At 65.7% G+C, this 15,375-nt stretch carries 9 protein-coding genes; all 9 read right to left on the reverse strand.

Annotation, left to right across the window (positions count from 1 at the left end; translation table 11 throughout):
• Positions 1–10: 10 nt before the first annotated feature.
• Positions 11–1,282, reverse strand: a complete 1,272-nt coding sequence (locus ACZ0BA_RS12895) for an MFS transporter (RefSeq protein ID WP_463451666.1) — start codon at positions 1,280–1,282, stop codon at positions 11–13.
• Between the two features lie 60 nt (positions 1,283–1,342).
• Positions 1,343–2,287, reverse strand: coding sequence for a sugar kinase (locus tag ACZ0BA_RS12900; RefSeq protein ID WP_463451667.1), 945 nt, complete (start codon positions 2,285–2,287; stop codon positions 1,343–1,345).
• An 11-nt stretch (positions 2,288–2,298) separates the two neighbouring features.
• The gene (locus ACZ0BA_RS12905) at positions 2,299–4,293 is read right to left on the reverse strand and encodes a DUF4962 domain-containing protein (RefSeq protein ID WP_463451668.1); all 1,995 of its coding nucleotides are present in this window, start codon (positions 4,291–4,293) and stop codon (positions 2,299–2,301) included.
• Between the two features lie 27 nt (positions 4,294–4,320).
• Entirely contained in the window at positions 4,321–5,076 is a 756-nt protein-coding gene (locus tag ACZ0BA_RS12910; protein WP_463451669.1) for an SDR family NAD(P)-dependent oxidoreductase, read from the reverse strand.
• A 39-nt stretch (positions 5,077–5,115) separates the two neighbouring features.
• Complete coding sequence (locus tag ACZ0BA_RS12915) at positions 5,116–6,153, reverse strand: LacI family DNA-binding transcriptional regulator (protein WP_463451670.1); 1,038 nt, start codon at positions 6,151–6,153, stop codon at positions 5,116–5,118.
• Between the two features lie 23 nt (positions 6,154–6,176).
• Positions 6,177–8,612, reverse strand: a complete 2,436-nt coding sequence (locus ACZ0BA_RS12920; RefSeq protein WP_463451671.1) for a TonB-dependent receptor — start codon at positions 8,610–8,612, stop codon at positions 6,177–6,179.
• A 271-nt stretch (positions 8,613–8,883) separates the two neighbouring features.
• Positions 8,884–9,876 carry an alpha/beta hydrolase family protein gene (locus ACZ0BA_RS12925; protein WP_463451672.1) on the reverse strand — a complete coding sequence of 331 codons (993 nt, stop codon included), beginning with the start codon at positions 9,874–9,876 and terminating at the stop codon, positions 8,884–8,886.
• A gap of 9 nt (positions 9,877–9,885) precedes the next feature.
• Positions 9,886–12,159, reverse strand: coding sequence for a xanthine dehydrogenase family protein molybdopterin-binding subunit (locus ACZ0BA_RS12930; RefSeq protein ID WP_463451673.1), 2,274 nt, complete (start codon positions 12,157–12,159; stop codon positions 9,886–9,888).
• A gap of 17 nt (positions 12,160–12,176) precedes the next feature.
• The gene (locus ACZ0BA_RS12935) at positions 12,177–15,296 is read right to left on the reverse strand and encodes a bifunctional diguanylate cyclase/phosphodiesterase (RefSeq protein WP_463451674.1); all 3,120 of its coding nucleotides are present in this window, start codon (positions 15,294–15,296) and stop codon (positions 12,177–12,179) included.
• Positions 15,297–15,375: the final 79 nt, after the last annotated feature.

Consider the following 15,375-nt stretch of genomic DNA (forward strand, 5'->3'; position numbering starts at 1 on the left):
TGTCTCCAGGTTAGTGTTTTGGCTGCACGCGCACCACCGGGCCGCCCAGCCAGATCGATAGGAAAACCAGCGGCAGCAGCAGCGCGCCAAGGATGAAGAAAGGCGTGTAGTCGCCGCCGGTCGTCAACACCGGCACCAGCTGCATGCAGATGATCACACCCAGCACCGCCGACGTACCGCTCAGGCCAGCCAGCGAGCCGACCGTCCTGCCCGAGAAGAAATCGCTCGGCAAGGTCTGGATGTTGGTGATGGCGGCCTGGAAGCCGAACAGGATCACGCCGATCGACAGCACCGCCAGCAACGGCGTTTCGGCGGCTGCGCTGAACAGCAGCGCCGGCAGCATGATCACCAGCCCAAGCGCGATGACGAATTTGCGCGCGCGGTTCACCGACCAGCCGCGCGCAAGCAGGTGGCCGCAGAACCAGCCACCGGACAAAGCGCCGACCGCCGCCCCCACATACGGCACCCAGGCGAACATGCCGATTTCCTTGACGTCGAAGTGGAAGCGCTCGTTCAGGTACAGCGGCAGCCAGCTGACGAACAACCACCACACCGGGTCGATGAAAAAGCGCGCGGCAATCACGCTCCAGCTCTGGCGATGACGCAGCAGCTGACGCAAGGTCGGCACATAGTCGTCTTGCGCGGCGGCCGCGCCGGGACGCTGGCCAGTGAGAATGTACTCACGTTCCTCGGCGCTGACCCATGGATGCGTGCCCGGCCCCGATTTGTAGACGATCAGCCATGGGACGATCCACAGGAAGCCCAGCGATCCAATCAGCAGAAAGGTGGTTTTCCAGCCCACGTAAGCGTACAGGAAAGCCACCAGCGGCGGCGCTATCACCGATCCGAGCGAGGCGCCGGCACCAAAAATCCCCTGCCCCAAAGCCCGTTCGCGCACCGGGAACCATTCGGCGATGGCCTTGGTGGCGCCGGGCCAGTTGCCCGCCTCGCCCACGCCCAGCAGCACGCGAAACAGGCCGAACGACATCGCCGAACGTGCGACGAAGTGCAGCGCGATGGCCCCCGACCAGACCAGGATCGACAACAGAAAGCCGATCCGGGTGCCCAGCGCGTCGAACAGTTTGCCGAACAGCGACTGGCCGATGGCATAGCCGATCAAGAACACGGTGACGATGTTGGCGTAGTCGCGCTTGTCCATGCCCAGCTCAGACGCGATACCCGGCCACATCACCGCCAGCGCCGAGCGGTCGATGTAGTTGATGATGGTGGCGAAGGCCACCAGCGTGATGACCAGCCAGCGCAAACCTTTGATTGTTGTCATGCGATTGTCTCCATTGTTTTTTATGTTCGGGCTTGCGGGGGCCACCTTAGCGGCCCGCCTTCAGGACGCCGCTAACTGGGCACGTGTGGGCAGACCCTCGCAGTCGCCGCGAAACTGCACCACGCGCGCGCCGATGGCGTTGCCACGCGCGGCCGCCTGGTGCAGCGGCAAGCCGTCCAGCAGCCCACTGATCACACCAACCGCGAAGCCGTCGCCCGCGCCGACGGTATCGACCACCGTGCGGACAGGGCGACCGGGAACCGTATCCGCACGCCCGTCCGTACTGGCGGCGTAGGCGCCTTCCGGCCCGAGCTTGACCACCACGTGGACCGCGCCGCGTTCAAGGTAGTAGGCCGCGATGTCGGCGGCTTCCTGCCGGCCGGTGAGCAGGCGGCCCTCGGCCAGGCCGGGCATCACTACGTCCGCCTGGCTGGCGAGCGCGTTGACGGTGGCGATCATCTCCGCCGGCGACCGCCAAAGGCGTGGCCGCAGGTTGGGATCGAAGCAGACCAGCCGTGCATCCGCCCTCGCCTGCCTTGCCATGGCCAGCACCAACTCGCGGCAACCGGCGGACAGCGCCGGCGAGATGCCAGTCAGATGCAGCGCGCGCGCGCGCAGGAAGTCATCACCCTGCTCCGGCATGTCCAGCGTCGACATGCGGCTGGCGGCCGATCCGCGCCGGAAGTACTCCACCTGCGGATCTGCGCCTTCTTCCGCCATCTGCTTGAGCATAAAGCCAGTAGGGTCGTCTTCATTTATGCGTAAATGGCGCAGGTCCAGACCTTCGGCCTCCATGAACGCGCGCAGGTGCCGGCCGAAACTGTCCTGTCCCAGCCGGCTGAGATACCCGACCTTGAAGCCTAACCGGCTTAATCCCACCGCGACATTAAGCTCGGCGCCGGCGGTGGCGCGTTCGAACTCGCGCACCGTCTCCAGCGGGCCGGACTCGCGCGCGATCATCAGGGCCATCGCTTCGCCCACGGTGACGACATCGGGTATTCCCATGCGCTGGCTCCTCAGAAGGTCAAGGTGGTGGTCAGGGTGGCTTCTTTGGCCGCCGGCAGCGAGACCTTGAGCACTGTGCCGCGCTCCTCCCTCGGTCCCTTGTCGACATTGCCCGGCGGGCCGGCCGCCACCAGCACGCCCGGCGCGATCGCGGCGCGCGCAGCGGTCGTCGCCACCGCCACCTTCAGCGACTTGGGCCGGCCCTCCACAACGAAGCTGCGCGCGCCGGTCTTGGTGATGGAGCGGTCGCCGTGCACCAGCGCGGTCAACGCCACCGGTTTACTGGCGCGCAGCGTGTCGGTCACCGTCCAGACGCCGCCCTTGTAGCTGAAGCGACGTTCCAGCTTGTCCACACCGAGTTCCGGCCGGTAGGCGCCGGCCAGTTGCGCGACAATCTCGGCCCGGCCGCTCTCCATCGTCGCGCTGGCGATGCGGATCATGTCGAGCCGCGCGTACGGATAGCCACGGAAGGCGTCGTGACCGCCGCCTTCGTTAGCCTGGCCCTGGCCATCGATCAGCAAGGTGTTGCTTAAGTCGCTCTTGGGTATCCCCGCGTAGCCCATAGGACCGGTCAGGTAGGTGCCACCGCCGTAAAGGATGAAGCTACCGGCGTCGGGATGCGCGTGACCCATCTCCAGATGCCAGTCCGGCAGCTTGTCGAGGATGGCGGCGACGTGGTGGCCTTCCGGCGGTCCCGCGCGGAAGGCGAAGGCGGTGGCTTTCGGCGTCCAATCGCTGCGCCAATACACCGTGCCCAGGTCTTCGAAGTGATGATGCGGGGCGATCGCCGACATCGGCGTCGACTTCAGCGCCGGATCGCGCCACAGCAAGGTCCAGAAGTCTTCCGCGCAGACGTGGCCCAACGATGCCATCCAGTCGGCCACTCCCTGCGCGTCCGGATCTTTGAAGCGTGCCGCCAGCCGGTACAGCAGGTTGTAGTTGGAATTGAGCTTGCCACCGGGGTGCGTGCGCGCCGGCTCCTCGCCCACGCGCGAGCGCGTGATGGCGCCTTCGAAGGCGTCGCCGAAGTCGTAGATATCCTGGCCGTTGGGCGTGATCGAATGGGCCATGTACAGGTGCGCCTTGCTCAGCGCCGGCGTGTCGTACATGTCGTCGCCGGCGGCATGGGCAAAGGCGTCGAGCGCGTGGATAATCCACGGCATCGAGAAGATCCAGTATTCCACGCCTTCATAGAAATACCCATCCGGCGACGCCACTTCCAGCACGCGGCTGAAGATCGCGCGCGACAGGGCCGCCCAGTTGGCCGCCTCCGACGTGTCGTCCCATACCGCGTAGGCGGCCACCGCCAGCCCGGCGATCGGAATGAAGCAGTGGTTTTGGCTGTACGAATACGATTTGCCCGGCTTCGGCGCGAAGTGCTTCGCGAGGATGGTCGCCTGGCGTATCAGTTTGTCGCGATAGCGCTTGCGCTCCTCTTCGGTCAGCGCGTCGTACAGCAAATCGTAGCCGGCGCCCAAACCGTACAGCAAATGGCCTGCGGCCAGATCGATATCCGGCTTACTGTAGGTGTAACCCCACACGTCGTAGCTGACCGCCGCGTCCATATAGCGCTTGGCCGCTTCCAGGTACTTGGCGTCGCCCTCGATCTGGTAAGCCAGCGCCGCGCCGATGATGCCGATGGCGGTGTTGTTCTGCGCGCGGCGCTTTTGCGCCGGCGCGGCGGCTGGTGCGGTGCGCAGCGCGGTCAGGCCGGCCAGCGCCTGTTGCCACGCTGCGCGTCCTTCGCCTTGCGCACGCTGACGCAACGCGGCCAGGCCTTCCTTGGTGGTGTAGACGCGAGGATGAACGCCGCGCAGCTCGGCGCGCAACGCGGCCGGATGCGCCTTCATCAGCGTTTCCAGCGGATGCGGACCGGCGCCGGCCTTGCCCTGCATGGTGCCCAGCGATTCCAGCGCGTCCTGCGCCAGCGCGTCCGACAACGAAAACGCGGGCAAAGTGAGGGCCGCGGCGCCGAGGAAACGGCGCCGTGAGAAGGTGTGATTCATCGATTGCTCCGAAAGGGGAATCAGGACTCAATACAGGCCGAGGCCACCGTTGACCTGGACGATTTCGCCGGCCAGGAAGGCGGCGCGCTCGGACGCCAGGAACACGACGACGTTGGCGACATCCTCGGGCGCGCCTTCGCGGCGGGCCGGCGTGCGCTCGGCGATCGCCTGCCGGTTGGCCGGCGTGTTGAAGGTGTCGTGGAAGCGCGTGGCGATCAGTCCCGGCGAAACGCCGTTGACGCGAATACCCAGCGGGCCGACTTCCTTGGCCAGCGCACGGGTAAAGGTGGCGACGGCCGCCTTGGACGCGGCGTAATGCGCCGAACCCGGACCGCCGCCGTCGAACGCCGCCAGCGAGGACATGGTGATGATGGCGCCACGCCCGCGCGGCTCCATGCGCTTCAGCGCCGCCTGGCAGATCAGGAAGGTGCTGGTGAGGTTGAGGTTCATGGCATCGTTCCACAGCGACAGCGGCATCTCCGCCACGCGGCAGCGCTGGATCAGGCCACCGATGTTGGCGAACAGGATGTCGATCTCGCCGATGGCGCCTTCGGCTTCCGCGAATACCCGCTCGGCGATGGTGTCGTCGGTCAGGTCGGCCTTGATCGCCTGGGCCTTGCGGCCAAGGGCGCGGATCTGCGCCACCACGTCCTGCGCTTCGTCGGCGCTGCTCCAATAAGTCAGCACGACGTCGGCGCCGGCCTGCGCCAGCGCCAGCGAACTGGCTTTACCAATGCCCGAGGCGCCGCCCATGACGAGGGCGCGTTTTCCGATAAGTTCCATGGCGATGTTCTTTCTAGTGAGTGGTTGGGTGATAACTAATTACGTGGGTGGCGCCGCCGTCGAAGCCCGCACGATCAACTCCGGCGCGAACAATTCACCGCCGATGTTGGCCGCGCCCGGCGCCAGGATGCGCTGGACGGCGGCATCGGCCATGGCCTGAATCGGCTGGCGCAACGTCGTCAATGGCGGGTCGTTGGCGGCGGAGAAGAAAATATCGTCGATGCCGATCAGCGAGAAATCCTGCGGCAGCCGCTTGCCGAGCTGCTTCAAACCGATGCCGATACCGATCGCCATCATGTCGTTGATCGCGATCGCCGCCGTCGGCTTGCTGCGTGCGGCCAGCAATAGCGCCGCCGCGCTGCGACCCAGCTCAAATAGCCGCGTGTCGCCGTGCAGGTCGGCCGGCGCGTCGGTGGCGTCGGCGATTACCAGCTCGCCGCTGATGCCGGCCGCCGCCACCGCCTGCTCGAAGCCCTTCACGCGGTCCTGGCGGTTTAGCGTGTACGGCGGCGGCGTCACCAGCGCAATCGCGCGGTGGCCCAGCGCCACCAGATGCTCGACCGCCATGGTTGTGGCCGCGACGTTGTCGACCGAGATCGTGGTGATGCGTTCATGGCTGTCGTCGGAGCGCTTGATGTCGAACGCCACCACCGGACAGCGCGCCGTGATGCCGACCAGGTGGCCGGTGTCGTTGAGCGCCGAGCCGGTGATGATGCCCTGCGCACCGTAGGCCAGCAGATCGGCCATGACGGCGCGTTCGCGCTCGGGATCGCGGAAGGTACTGAAGGTCATCACATGGCACTGGTGGCGCGCGGCGGCCGTCTCCACCGCGCAGGCCAGCGAACCGAAGAACTGATTGGCCAGCGACGGCACCAGCAGCCCGACCATGGACGCAACCCCGGTCTTCAGCTGGCGCGCGGCGTTGTTGGGCCGATAGCCAAGCTGCTCGATCGCCTGCTGGATCTTGCGCTGGGTATCGGGCCGCATCTGCCCCATACGGTTGTTCAGAAAGTTCGAGACGCTGGTGGTCGATACGCCGGCCAGTCTCGCTACGTCCTGAATCTTTGATTCGCTCATGATGTCCTTGTGGTGTTAGGCGCTCAGAACGTCACGTCCAGACGGATCGTGGCGTAACGAAACGCGTCGCGGGCGGGCTTCCAGCCGTAGGACCGGATGTCCGGGCCTCCGCCGGCCCGCTTGAAGTTGAGAAAAGAGCCGCTGCTGCCCGACTCGTAATGGTGGTCGAACAGGTTTTTCACGCCGACCGATAACTTGTATTGTCCCTTGGCGTCCTTGAACGAGGCGCCAAGGTCGAAAATGCCGTAGCCGGGCCGCTGCAGCGTCGGGTCCTGGCTGATCGCGCCCTGCGCCGTCGATTGCGTGCGCCACTGGGCGTTGATCGCTGCCACAACCGGCAACCCGGCCAGGCGCGGCAGCGTGTATTCGCCGCCGAGGTTCAGCTTCCATTTGGGCGCGTTCGGCATCACGCCGCCGCTGGCGTCGCGCAGGAACGAGCCGGGCACCAGCTCGTTTGGCGTCGTGCAATCGGTGGCGCCGCTGTAGCACGGCCCCTGGTTCCAGTCGCGCACCACGGCGCGCGTGTAGGCGAAGCTGGCGTTGAGCAGCAAGGCGCGCGTGGCCAGCACCGTGGCGTCGGCCTCGAAGCCGCGCGTTTGCAGCGATGGAATGCTGTACAACACGCTGGCCTGGCTGCCGTCGGTGAAGCGCTCGGTGGCCGAGGTCTGGTAATCGCGGAAGCGGGTCTGGAAAATGGCCGCGTTGAACGTGGCGCGGTTGTTCCACAAGTTGGCCTTGAAGCCGGCTTCGAAACTGGTGGCCTTTTCCGGCGCCAGCGGCAGGCGGGAAAACACGTTGACGTTATTGGCGCCGCTGGTCATGTCGTAGGCCACGCCCTTGTGACCGGTGGAGGTGGTCCCGTACACCATCATCTCATCGTTCAGATGGTAGGTGTAGCCGAGCTTTCCGGTCACGGCGTTTTCCTTGTTCTGCGGCGCGATGTACAGGTGTTCGCCCGTGTGCACGTTGTCCGGCGCGCTCGACGACAGGCTGTCGATGGTGTGGAACAGATAGTCGTTGGCCTCGCGGTTGAAACGCAGGCCCGCGCTCAGGCTTTGCTTCGGCGCGAAGTCCCAGTTGGTGTTGGCGTAGATCGCGTGCGTCAGGCTGCCCGAATTGGTGTCGTAGTTCGTGTAATTGGTTTCCTTGACGAAGGCGTTACCGCGCAGGTAGGTGCGGTACAGCGAATTACGGGCGATCCAAACGCCGACGATGTAGCGGAAGTCGCCGCTGTCCGGCGACGTCAGGCGGAATTCCTGGGTCGACGTCTTGCTGGCGATGGTGCCGTTGATCATCGGCGGTTCGGCGATGCCGGACGGCTTGCCGCTGGCGTCGACCTGATAGAAGGTGGAGATCAGGTCGATGTTGTCGTTGTCGCGGAAGTCGTTGGACAGGTTGTTGTCGACCGAAGTGATCGACGTCAGCGCATGGCCGGCCAGCGGCGAGCTGTCCGGGAAGGCGTAGTTGACGCGCACGCCGATGGCGCGGTCGGTCGCTTCCAGGCCGGTCGGCGAATCGTTGCGGATCTGGCGGTTCCAGCGGCTGACGTTAATCCCGCGCAGCACGGCGGTATTCGACAGGTCGGTGTACTTGCGGTTGTACAGGTAGCCGACGCCCTCGCCGATCGACGTGATGGCCTCCGTATTGCCGGTCGCGCGCGAGTGGTCGTAGCGCGGCGTGATCAGCACATCCAGGTCGGGCGAGATCTTCCACTGCAGCTTGGCCATGAAGGTTTTACCGCCCGAGCCGTTTTGCATCGAGTCGTCGGTCAGGTTGTGCAGCAGGCCGGGGAAGTTGGTCTTGCTGGCGTACAGGCGCAGGCCGACGGTGTCCGACAAGCGGCCGCTGAGCGAGGCCGAGGCGCGGTATTCCTGGTCGCTGGTGTGGTAGAGGCTAACCTTGGTCTGCATCGGGCCGGCGCCGATCGGTTTGGTGGTCATCACCACCGCGCCGGCGATCGCGCTCTTGCCGAACAAGGTGCTTTGCGGTCCCTTGAGCACTTCGACGCGGGCCATGTCGGACATGTCGCGGAACGCTTGCTGGGTTTGCGCGTAGGGGATGTCGTCGACCATGATGGCGACGTCGCCCTCGATGCCAAGGTTGTTCGAGGTGGTGCCGATGCCGCGCATATTAATGCTGTTGGTGCCGACCTGGGTGCCGACCGACATGGACAGCGCCGGCGACAGGTTGATGATGTCGACGAGCTCGCGCACGTTATTGCGTTGCAGGTATTCCTCGCCCAACACCGAGATCGAGGCCGGTACGTCTTCCAGTTTTTCCACCCGGCGGTTGGCGGTCACCACCACCTTTTCCAGCGTTGGCTGGCCGGCCGTGGCCGCCGGCTGCTCGCCTGCCTGCTGCGCGTGGACGGGCAACGCGCCAATCAGCAGCAGCGCGATCGCCGAGGCGATCGGGGTAAGTCGGCAGCGCGCGGCGCCGGGCATTGTTGGTCCAGTCATCATTGTCTCCGTATCTTATATTTATCTTGTTGGCACTGCAACGGTTTACTGTAACGTTACAGTAAACCGGTAAAAAAGATGGGGTATCGATCCCCATTCATTCTTTTACGCGTCGGTTGACCATTGCTGGACCGATCTGCGGCATTTATTTACTATATCGATTCACTGTATCGATTTACTGTAACGATTCAGTAAGGATAAACGAACGATCAGGGATGTCAACAGTTTTTCGCCGAGCGCGTGCTCGGCGATTCTTTGGTTGGGGTTGCTGTCAGCGCAGGGCTTGTCCGCGCGCGTACCATTCGACGATGCGCTGGTATTCCGGCCACATGTTGCCGGCCGCCGCGCCGGCGGGCAGCAAGTTGTGCCCGACGTTGGGAATCCGACGCAGCGTCACGTCGTGACCTGCGCCCAGCAGTTCGGCAGCCATGGTTTCGCCCGACAGCATCGGCACGCTGGTGTCTTTCATGCCGCCGACGATGTAGACCCGCGCCTGCGATTTCAACAGCGACCGCGTCGACGACGCGCGGAAGAAACTGCTCCAACGTTTGTACGGATGCCCCCACGCCAGCACTTTGGCGCTGTCCGGGTCTGCCGCGATCTTCTCGCGCGTCGCTTCCAGCTCATCGAGCCGGCGCTTGATGTCCTCGTCGCTGCCGCCGGCCGCATAGGCGCCGGCGACGAAATCGAAGTACTGCGACGGGCCGCTGCCGGAGACGATGGCGACGTCGGTCACGCGCCCTTCCTTCTCGGCCAGGCCGGCGGCGGCGGTGGCGCCTTCCGACACGCCCAGCACCAGCGACGAACCGGCCCGCACCCACGGCTGCTGGGCAGCGTGGTCGTAGGCCCGGCCCAGATCGCGCACCCAGTTCTCCAAGGTGAAGTACTCATTGAATTCGGTCGGGCAGGCGATGATGCCGCCGCCGGCCGGCGCTTCCTTCGGCGAGTATGGCTTGTTGACGACCATGACCGCGTATTTACCCTGCTGCGCCAGATCGATGTAGCCGAACACGTTGGACGCGCGGCGCGAGGTGTCCAGGCCACTGAACACCGGCGCGCAGCCGGAGCCCTGGATCAGCACCACCAGCGGCGCCGGTTCTTTGGTCTTGGAGATGAAGTACTCGACATCGGGCGCGCCCTCCTGGCTCAGTTTATAGCCCACCACTTCGGTGGCGCCGATCGTAAAAACGCCGGTCTCCGTCACCTCGGCGGCGCCGGCCAGCGCCGATACCAACCATGCTCCCAACAATAAAACACGCTTCATCCATCTCTCCTATAACGTCAACGGCAAGCTACGCAAGCGCTTGCCGGTTAATTTGAATATTGCGTTGGCCACCGCCGGCGCGATCGGCGGCGTGGCCGGCTCGCCCATGCCTTCCGGGTGCTCCGCACTCGGCATGATAATCGTTTCGACGACCGGAGCCTGGTTCATTCGTGCGACCGGGTAGTCGTGGAAGCTGGATTGCTCGACCTTGCCGTCCTTGATCGTCACCGCGCCGTACAACGCCGCCGACAGGCCGAACACCACGCCCGATTCGGCCTGCTGGGCGATGATGTTGGGATTGACGGCCATGCCGCAATCGATGGCGCACACCACCCGGTGCACGCGGATCTCCGTGCCTTCGACCGACACCTCGGCCACTTGCGCGACGATGGTGCCGAACGACTGGTGCAGCGCCACGCCGTGCGCGCGGCCTTCCGGTGCCGCGCCGGCGCGCGCCACGGCGGCGTCGAGCACCGCCAGCTGGCGCGGATGGCGCTTGAGCAGGCCGCGCCGGAACTCGACGCCGTCCTTGCCGGCGGCGTGCGCCAGTTCGTCGATGAAGCTCTCCTTGAAGAAGGCGTTATGCGAATGGCCGACCGAGCGCCAGTAACCCAGCGGCACCGGGCTGTCGACGATCACGTGGCGGATGCGCTGATTGACGAATTCGTACTGCATATCAAATTCGCCTTCAGCGGTGGTCTTGTCCGGGCCACCGGCCGGCAAGCCAAGGTTACGCTTGAAGAACTGCTGCGACACCGAACCGCTGGCCGATTTGTTATCGTAGCCGAGCACATTGCCCGCCGCATCCAGCGTGGCGACGAAGCGCGCCAGCGCCGCCGGACGATACACATCGTGCGTGGTGTCGTCCTCGCGCGACCAGATCATCTGCACCGGCGCGCCGCCGCACTGGCGGGCCACCGCGACGCACTGCGCAACCATGTCGACGTCGAGCCGGCGTCCAAAGCCGCCACCCAGCATCGTCACCTGCAACACCACGTCCTCCACTTCCACGCCGCCAGCGGATGCCGCCGCCCGCACAGCGAAACCGGGCGACTGGGTTGGCGCCCACAGATAAACCTTGCCGTCCCTGATCTGCGCGGTGCAGTTGACCGGTTCCATTGCGGCATGCGCCAGATACGGCGCGCGGTATTCGGCGCTGACGGTTCTGGCGATGCCGGCGACCTGGCCTTCGACGGCGTCCATGTCGCCGCTCTGGTGATAGGCGTAACCGGATTCCTTGTCCAGCAGCGCCGCGAACTGGGCGTAGACGCCGGCGCTCGAGAGCCCCGCGTTCGGACCGTCGGTCCAGCGCACCGGCAAGGTTTGCGCGGCTGTCCGGGCCTGCCACCAGGTCTTGGCCACCACGGCCACGCCGGCGCCGGCGCCCGAATGCGGCCCGAGCGCGGCGGAAAAGTCGACCACGCGCAGCACGCCCGGCATGGTCAGCACCGCATTCGTATCGATGCCGGCGACGGTCCCGCCGATCACGGGCGACATGCGCACCGCCGCGTACAACAGGCCTTCGGGACGCACGTCGATGCCGAATACCGCGCGCCCATTCACCTTGGCCGGCGTATCCCGGCGCGGCTGCGGGCGCCCGATCAGGCGGAACTCCTGTGGCGTCTTGAGGCGCACCTCGCCGGGCCGCGAGGTCGCCGCCGCTGCGGCCAGCGCGCCGTAGGCCAGGCGCCGGCCGTCGGCGTGAATCACGAAACCATCCTCGGTGCGGCAGTCGGCGGCGCGCGCCTTCCACTGCCCGGCGGCGGCGGCCACCAGCATCGCGCGCGCGGTGGCGCCGGCCTCGCGCATCGGTCCCCACGCGTCCTTGACGCTCGACGAGCCGCCGGTGATGATCAGCCCCAGCTCGCGCGCGACCTTGCCGACGGTCCATTGGGCGACCGCCTTCATGCGGCCGTCGTCGTCGGGATGGAACGGCAGGCCGTCGCGCAGCATGGCGATATTGCCGAAGATCTTATCCATCGGCGCCTGCACCAGACTGATGGCGGATAGCGGCACGTCCATCTCCTCGGCCACCAGCATCGGCAGCGCCGTGTGCACGCCCTGCCCCATTTCGCTGCGCGGCATGGCGACGGTGACGGTGCCGTCCGGCGCCACGCCCACCCAGCCGTTGAGCGCCAGCGAACCGCCCGTCAGCGGCAGCGGATGGTCGCCGTCGAGGCGCTGGCGCACCGGCAGCACGCCCCAGCCGACCACCAATGCGCCGACGGCGGCCACGCCGCCGAACAGAAAACTGCGGCGGGCACTTCTTTTCTCTCCATGCATGGAGGTCTCCGGTTTTTTTATTTTGAGTGCCAGCGCGCCAGTATGTCGGCGGCGGCCAGCGGCTTGCTATAGAAATAGCCCTGCGCCAGGTGGCAGCCGTGACGCAGCAGGAAGGCGGCCTGCTCCTCGGTCTCCACGCCCTCGGCGATGACCGACAGGTTCATGCTCTTGCCAAGCTGGATGATGGCGATGGCGATCGCCTCGTCGTTGGCGTCGGTCGAGATGTCCTTGATGAAGGACCGGTCGATCTTGAGCGTTTGCACCGGCAGCTGCTTCAGATACGCCAGCGACGAGTAACCGGTGCCGAAATCGTCGATCGCCAGGCCGACGCCGATCGAGTGCAGGTCGTTGATGAAGACCATGGCGTCGCCGGTGTTCATGATCACCGATTCGGTCACTTCCAGTTGCAGGCGCTGGGGTTCGAGGCCCGTCTCGCGCAGGATGTCGGCCACCATGTTGACGATGCTGCCACGCTCGAACTGCTTGGCCGACAGGTTGACCGCGATCTTGGGCACGTGCAGGCCGGCCTCCTGCCAGCGCACCATCTGGCGGCAGGACTCCTCCAGCACCCACTTGCCAAGCTGGTTGATGAAGCCCGTGTCCTCGGCCAGCGGGATGAAGCGGATCGGCGGTATCAAACCCAGCTCCGGGTGGTTCCAGCGCACCAGCGCCTCGACCCCGATCAGGCGCCCGCTGTCGATTTCCACCTGCGGCTGGTAATTGAGGAAGACTTCGTCCTTCTCGATCGAACGGCGCAGGAAGGTCTCCAGGCGCAGGCGCTCGACGCCCTCGCCCGTCATCGACGGCGCGTAGAAACTGTAGCCGTTGCGCCCGCGCGCCTTGGCCTGGTACATCGCCACGTCCGCATTGCGGATCAACATATTCAGATCGGTGGCGTCGTCCGGGAACAGGCTGATGCCCACGCTGCAGGTGACGAACAATTCGTGGCCGGCCACCGTGAACGGCTGGTCGAACATCTGCACCAGCTTTTCGGCCACCTGGCTGGCGCCGAACTGGTTGTCGATATCCTCGAGCAGCACGATGAATTCGTCGCCGCCCAGCCGCGCCAGCGTATCGCCCTCGCGCAGGCGCTCGAGCAGCGCATTGGCGACCTGCTTGAGCAACTCGTCGCCGATGTGGTGGCCGAGCGTGTCGTTGACGTTCTTGAAGCGATCCAGGTCGATGAACAACAGCGCCAGCTGCTCGCCGTCGCGCGCCGCGCGCAGCAGCGCGTGCTGCAGGCGGTCGTGGAACAGCAGCCGGTTCGGCAGCGCCGTCAACGGGTCGTGGTGGGCCAGGTGGTCGAGCTTTTCCTGCGATTCCTTGGCCTTGGTGATGTCGCTGAACACGCCGACATAGTGGGTGCCCACGCCGCGGCTGTCCCGCACCGCGCTCACCGTCAGCCATTCCAGATACAGTTCGCCGTTTTTTCGCTGGTTCCACAGCTCGCCGCGCCAGAAACCGGTGTCCACCTGTTCCTGCCACATGTCGTCGTAGAAGCGCTGATCGTGGCGGCCGGAGCGCGTCAGCGTGTAGTCGTGGCCCAGCGCCTCGGCCTCCGAGTAGCCGGTGATCTGCGTGAAGGCCGGGTTGATGGCGACGATGGTGCCGTCCTTGTCGAGCACCACCACGCCGTCGGCGATGTGCTCGATGACGGTGGCCGACAGGCGCAGCTTGTCCTCGGCCTCTTTACGGGCGCTGATGTCGGCGTAGACCCAGATGCTGCCCTCGTTGGCGCGGTGCTTGTCGAGCGCATAGCCGCTGACCATGCACCAGAAAGTGCTGCCGTCCGGGCGCCGGTAGTTGCGCTCCTCGTTGAAGTAGTCGCCCTCGGCCAGCGACGGGTACTGGCGCGCGCCGGCGGCCTCGTACTCGAACGGGTCCGGGAACAGGATCGCGGTCGAGGCGCCCGTCATCCCGCCCGGCTCGTAGCCGAACAATTCCTCGCAGCGGCGGTTGACCGAGACGATGTGGCGGTTGCGCACGAACATGACGCCGAACATGACGTTGTCGAGGATGGCGCTTTGCTCGGCCAGCAAGCCCTCGATGCGCATCTCGTTGTGCTTGCGCTGGCTGATGTCGGCGATGATGCCGTCGACCCACGGCGAATTGCCATCGGCGCCGCGCGGCTGCGGCTGGCCGTTCTCGGCCACCCAGCGCTCGGTGCCGGCGGCGTCGACGATGCGGTATTCGACCTCGTACGGCAGGCCGTCGCCCAGCGCCTGCGAGATGATGCGGCGGTGCCGCTTGCGGTCGTGCGGCGCGATCAGGTTGGTCCAGGCGTCGGTCGTGCCGCGCATGAACTGCGCGGCCGGATAGCCGGAAATGTCCTCGATGGCGTCGGAGACGAAGTCGATCGGCCCGTCCGGACGGAAGCGGAACACCGCGCCCGGCACCTGCGTGACGATGGTGCGGAAGCGCTCTTCGCGCTGGCCGACGTCCTCGAACAGGCGCTTGATGGCCACCCGCATCTGCTCGAGCTGCTTGCCCAGGCGTCCCAGCTCGTCGCGGCCGGCCAGGTCGAGCCGGGTCTCGAAGTCGCCGCGCGAGAGGCGGTCGGAAAAGCCCATCAGCTTGCGCAGCGGCTTGATCAGGCGCGAATTGAGGAACAACACGATCAGCGCCAGCGACACGGTCAGCTGCGCGGCCAGCACGAACACATACGACCATTGTTTTTCGCGCAGCTCCTGCTGGCTGCGGGCGTCGTCCATCTCGACCATGATGCGGCCGATCTTCTCGCCGCGCACCAGGATCTCGCGCTCGGCGCGGTAGACGTTGCCGGTGGCGAGGCGCGGCGAACGCACGTGCATGAACTGGGCGTCGGCCTGGCCGACCACCTCCACCTGCAGCACCGAGCGGTCGCGCATGACCGACTCGACCAGCGAATGGGCCGATTCGGAGTTCATGTTCCACAGCGATTCCTGCATGCCCAGCGCCAGGATGTCGGCATTGCGCTGCAGCGACTCGTTGAGCGCCACGCGCGCCGACTGCTGCTCGTGCACGCCGATGAGCAGATAACTGCCGATAATGGCCGGTATCACCAGGCCGCCGAAAACGACCAGCAACAGGGCGCCGTAGATCGACAGCCCGTACAGCGCCCCCAGCCTGGTCCGCAGGCGGTGGATCACGCTAGTCATCGAGGGGCGAACAAAATCGCGGCAGGGAGAAAGGTCGCATTGTCGTGGAGGTCATGTTACAAAATTACTTAGTGGAATT

This window comes from Duganella sp. AC917, assembly GCF_979258245.1.

Bases quoted from the DNA above. Each gene is read 5' to 3' on its own strand.
- ACZ0BA_RS12925 (WP_463451672.1), bottom strand. From the start codon at position 9,876: ATGAAGCGTGTTTTATTGTTGGGAGCATGGTTGGTATCGGCGCTGGCC.
- ACZ0BA_RS12930 (WP_463451673.1), bottom strand. From the start codon at position 12,159: ATGCATGGAGAGAAAAGAAGTGCCCGCCGCAGTTTTCTGTTCGGCGGC.
- ACZ0BA_RS12910 (WP_463451669.1), bottom strand. From the start codon at position 5,076: ATGGAACTTATCGGAAAACGCGCCCTCGTCATGGGCGGCGCCTCGGGC.
- ACZ0BA_RS12900 (WP_463451667.1), bottom strand. From the start codon at position 2,287: ATGGGAATACCCGATGTCGTCACCGTGGGCGAAGCGATGGCCCTGATG.
- ACZ0BA_RS12905 (WP_463451668.1), bottom strand. From the start codon at position 4,293: ATGAATCACACCTTCTCACGGCGCCGTTTCCTCGGCGCCGCGGCCCTC.
- ACZ0BA_RS12920 (WP_463451671.1), bottom strand. From the start codon at position 8,612: ATGACTGGACCAACAATGCCCGGCGCCGCGCGCTGCCGACTTACCCCG.
- ACZ0BA_RS12935 (WP_463451674.1), bottom strand. From the start codon at position 15,296: ATGACTAGCGTGATCCACCGCCTGCGGACCAGGCTGGGGGCGCTGTAC.
- ACZ0BA_RS12915 (WP_463451670.1), bottom strand. From the start codon at position 6,153: ATGAGCGAATCAAAGATTCAGGACGTAGCGAGACTGGCCGGCGTATCG.
- ACZ0BA_RS12895 (WP_463451666.1), bottom strand. From the start codon at position 1,282: ATGACAACAATCAAAGGTTTGCGCTGGCTGGTCATCACGCTGGTGGCC.